This window comes from Pseudomonas sp. P5_B2 (genome assembly GCF_056400445.1).
The window spans coordinates 1-3,745 of record NZ_JBFULH010000407.1 but is presented as its reverse complement, the minus strand read 5'-3'; the positions used below and the strand labels follow the sequence as shown (position 1 = coordinate 3,745).

Annotated in this window: 4 protein-coding genes; all 4 read left to right on the top strand. The window is 59.0% G+C overall.

Going from position 1 to position 3,745, the window contains the following annotated elements; genetic code table 11:
- Positions 1–93: 93 nt before the first annotated feature.
- A complete protein-coding gene (modA, locus tag AC1DRJ_RS21400) occupies positions 94–861 on the top strand; it encodes a molybdate ABC transporter substrate-binding protein (protein WP_477803895.1) in 768 nt (255 codons plus the stop codon).
- Positions 862–1,542, top strand: coding sequence for a molybdate ABC transporter permease subunit (gene modB, locus AC1DRJ_RS21395; RefSeq protein ID WP_477803894.1), 681 nt, complete (start codon positions 862–864; stop codon positions 1,540–1,542).
- A gap of 3 nt (positions 1,543–1,545) precedes the next feature.
- Positions 1,546–2,625, top strand: coding sequence for a molybdenum ABC transporter ATP-binding protein (modC, locus tag AC1DRJ_RS21390; RefSeq protein ID WP_477803893.1), 1,080 nt, complete (start codon positions 1,546–1,548; stop codon positions 2,623–2,625).
- 77 nt (positions 2,626–2,702) lie between these two features.
- The gene (locus tag AC1DRJ_RS21385) at positions 2,703–3,743 is read left to right on the top strand and encodes a DNA topoisomerase IB (RefSeq protein ID WP_477803892.1); all 1,041 of its coding nucleotides are present in this window, start codon (positions 2,703–2,705) and stop codon (positions 3,741–3,743) included.
- The last annotated feature ends 2 nt before the right edge of the window (positions 3,744–3,745 follow it).

The window sequence follows — 3,745 nt, the reverse complement described above, 5'->3', positions numbered from 1 at the left end:
AACCAACACGTTCCGTTTGCAGGTATTTCGCTATATATTCATTTATACAGCGCTTCATCCGCCTGCAGCACTCGCCTATCACGGAGCCGTTACATGACCATTCGCGCCTCACGTTTTGCCCCTGCGTGCCTCGCCAGCCTTATCGCAGTCTTCGCTCTCGGCACCGCTCATGCGGATGAAGTCCAGGTCGCCGTCGCTGCCAACTTCACTGCGCCTATCCAGGCCATCGCTGCCGATTTCGAAAAAGACACTGGGCACAAACTGGTCGCGGCCTATGGTGCAACCGGCCAGTTCTACACCCAGATAAAAAATGGCGCGCCGTTCGAAGTGTTCCTCTCGGCAGACGACACCACGCCGCAAAAACTTGAAGCCGAAGGCGACACGGTCAAAGGTTCACGCTTCACCTACGCGATTGGCACCCTGGCCCTGTGGTCGGCCAAAGACGGCTACGTCGATGCCAAGGGCAAAGTGCTCAGCGACAATCAATATCAGCATTTGGCCATCGCCAACCCCAAGTCGGCACCTTACGGCCTGGCCGCGACTCAAGTGCTGGCCAAGCAGGGCTTGACCGACAAGGTCAAGGACAAGATCGTTGAAGGCCAGAACATCACGCAGGCCTATCAATTCGTTTCCACCGGCAACGCCGAACTTGGTTTTGTAGCCTTGTCGCAGATCTACAAAGAMGGCAAAGTCACCGGCGGTTCGGCGTGGATCGTTCCAGCCGACATGCACGACCCAATCAAACAAGATGCGGTGATCCTCAATAAAGGCAAGGACAACCCGGCCGCCAAGGCACTGGTCGACTACCTTAAAGGTCCGAAAGCCGCCGCTGTCATCAAATCCTACGGTTACCAACTCTAAATGACGCTCACGAGTGCCGACTTTGCCGCCATCTGGCTGACCCTCAAACTGGCGTCCCTGACGACTGCCATCCTGTTGGTCATCGGCACTCCGATTGCGTTATGGCTGTCGCGCACCCGTTCCTGGTTACGCGGCCCGGTCGGGGCGATCGTCGCCCTGCCCTTGGTCCTGCCGCCGACAGTGATCGGCTTTTATTTGTTGCTGGCACTGGGGCCTCACGGCTTTGTCGGTCAGTTCACTCAATCACTGGGGTTCGGCACCTTGACCTTTAGTTTTGCCGGGCTGGTMGTTGGCTCGGTGCTGTATTCGATGCCGTTCGTGGTTCAACCGCTGCAAAACGCGTTTTCCGCTATTGGCACTCGCCCACTGGAGGTCGCCGCGACCTTGCGCGCAAATCCCTGGGACACCYTTTTCAGCGTGATCCTGCCCCTCGCCCGACCCGGTTTTATCACCGCTGCGATCCTCGGCTTTGCCCATACCGTTGGCGAGTTCGGCGTGGTATTGATGATCGGTGGCAACATCCCGGACAAGACTCGCGTGGTTTCGGTGCAGATCTACGATCACGTCGAAGCCATGGAATACGCCCAGGCTCATTGGCTGGCCGGGGTGATGTTGGTGTTCTCTTTTGCAGTGTTGCTGGTGCTCTACTCCGGCCGTAAAACCAAAGCAGGCTGGAGCTGATCGATGATCGATATGCGTCTGAAACTGAGCTATTCGGGATTCGCCCTAGACGTGGACTTGCAACTGCCCGGTCGTGGCGTGACGGCGCTTTACGGACACTCGGGCTCGGGCAAGACCACCTGCCTGCGCTGCATCGCGGGACTGGAACGGGCTCAACAGGGTTTTATCCAGGTCAACGATGAGGTCTGGCAGGACAGCGACAACAATATTTTCGTGCCACCGTATAAACGCGCGCTGGGTTATGTCTTCCAGGAAGCCAGCCTGTTTCCCCATCTTTCAGTGTTGGCGAATCTGGAGTTTGGCCTCAAGCGCATTCCGAAACAGCAGCGTCGGGTGGACATGGGCCATGCCACGGAACTGCTGGGGATAGAGCACCTGCTGGAACGTCACCCACAGCACCTTTCCGGCGGCGAACGGCAACGGGTCGGCATCGCCCGCGCGCTACTCACCAGCCCGCGACTTTTGTTGATGGACGAACCGCTGGCGGCGTTGGACAGTCAGCGTAAAAACGAAATCCTGCCTTACCTGCAACGCCTGCACGATGAACTGGAAATTCCAGTGCTGTACGTCAGCCACTCGCAGGATGAGGTCGCGCGGCTGGCCGACCATATCGTCTTGCTGAGCGAAGGCAAGGCACTGGCCAGCGGCCCGATCGGCGAAACCCTCGCCCGTCTCGACCTGCCAATGGCGATGGGCGACGACGCGGGTGTGGTGATCGAAGGGCATGTCTGCGCGTATGACGCCTACTACCAGTTGCTGACCTTGCAGTTACCCAATACCGATCTGGGCATTCGCGTCGCCCACGCGCCCATGCCCCTGGGCCAGGCGTTACGTTGCAAGGTTCATGCACGCGATGTCAGCCTGAGCCTGCGAAGTATCGAGCAAAGCAGCATCCTCAATCGCTTGCCGGTGACTGTGATCAGTGAAGTCGGTGCCGACAACGCCGCCCACGTCCTGATCCGCCTTAACGCCGCCGGCACGCCGTTGCTGTCACGTATCACCCGCTACTCCAGAGACCAGTTGGGCGTGCATCCGGGCCAACAACTCTGGGCACACATCAAAGCGGTGGCAGTCCTGGCTTAAATCCATTGGCACCAACGACAAATGAATGCGGTCAATGGCTGTACTGGCCCCTGATTTGTCGCCGAGGATGATTCGCCATGTCCGATACCGCGCTGCTCGATGTATTGCCACCCGACCTGCACTATGTCGATGACACGCAGCCCGGTATCACCCGCAAACTGCTGCGTGGAAAGTTTTGCTACTTCGATCCTGCGGGCCAGCGCATCACCGACCCGGACGAAATCAAGCGCCTCAACGCCCTCGCCGTACCACCGGCCTATACGAATGTGTGGATTTGCGCCGACCCGCGCGGTCATCTTCAAGCCACCGGTCGCGACGCTCGCGGTCGCAAGCAGTACCGCTACCACCCGCGCTGGCGCGAAGTGCGTGATGCCGACAAATACTCGCGCCTGCGGGACTTTGGCCTCGCCCTGCCGAAACTGCGCAAACAGCTTGAATCCCTGTTGGCCGCTCCCGGTTTCAATCGAGACAAAGTCATGGCCACGGTCATCACCTTGCTCGATGCGACACTGATCCGCGTCGGAAACACTCAATACGCTCGGGACAATCGCTCCTACGGCCTGACGACCTTGCGCAGCCGTCACGTTGAAGTCAACGGCAGTGCAATCCGTTTCCAGTTCCGAGGCAAGAGTGGCGTCGAGCACCAGATCACCGTGAAAGACCGACGCCTGGCCCGCATCGTCAAGCGCTGCCAGGACATCCCCGGGCAAAACCTGTTTCAGTATCTGGATGAAAACGGCGAGCGACGTACCGTCAGTTCCGCTGACGTCAACGCCTACCTGCAAACCCTCACGGGCGCCGATTTCACCGCAAAGGATTACCGCACGTGGGCGGGCAGTGTTCTGGCGTTGTCTGTGCTGCGCGAATTGCAGTGGGAACCTGAGTCCGATGCGAAGCGGCATCTGGTCGAGACGGTCAAGACCGTCGCCAGACAATTGGGCAATACACCGGCGGTGTGCCGAAAATGCTATATCCACCCGGCGGTAATCGACGCTTTTGTGCTTGGCGCCCTGGCCGAACTGCCTCGGCCAAGGTTGCGCAAAGGGCTCAAGTCAGAAGAAGTCGGGCTGGCAGTGTTCCTGGAGCGAATGCTCGCCACAGCAGAAGCGACGAACTGAGC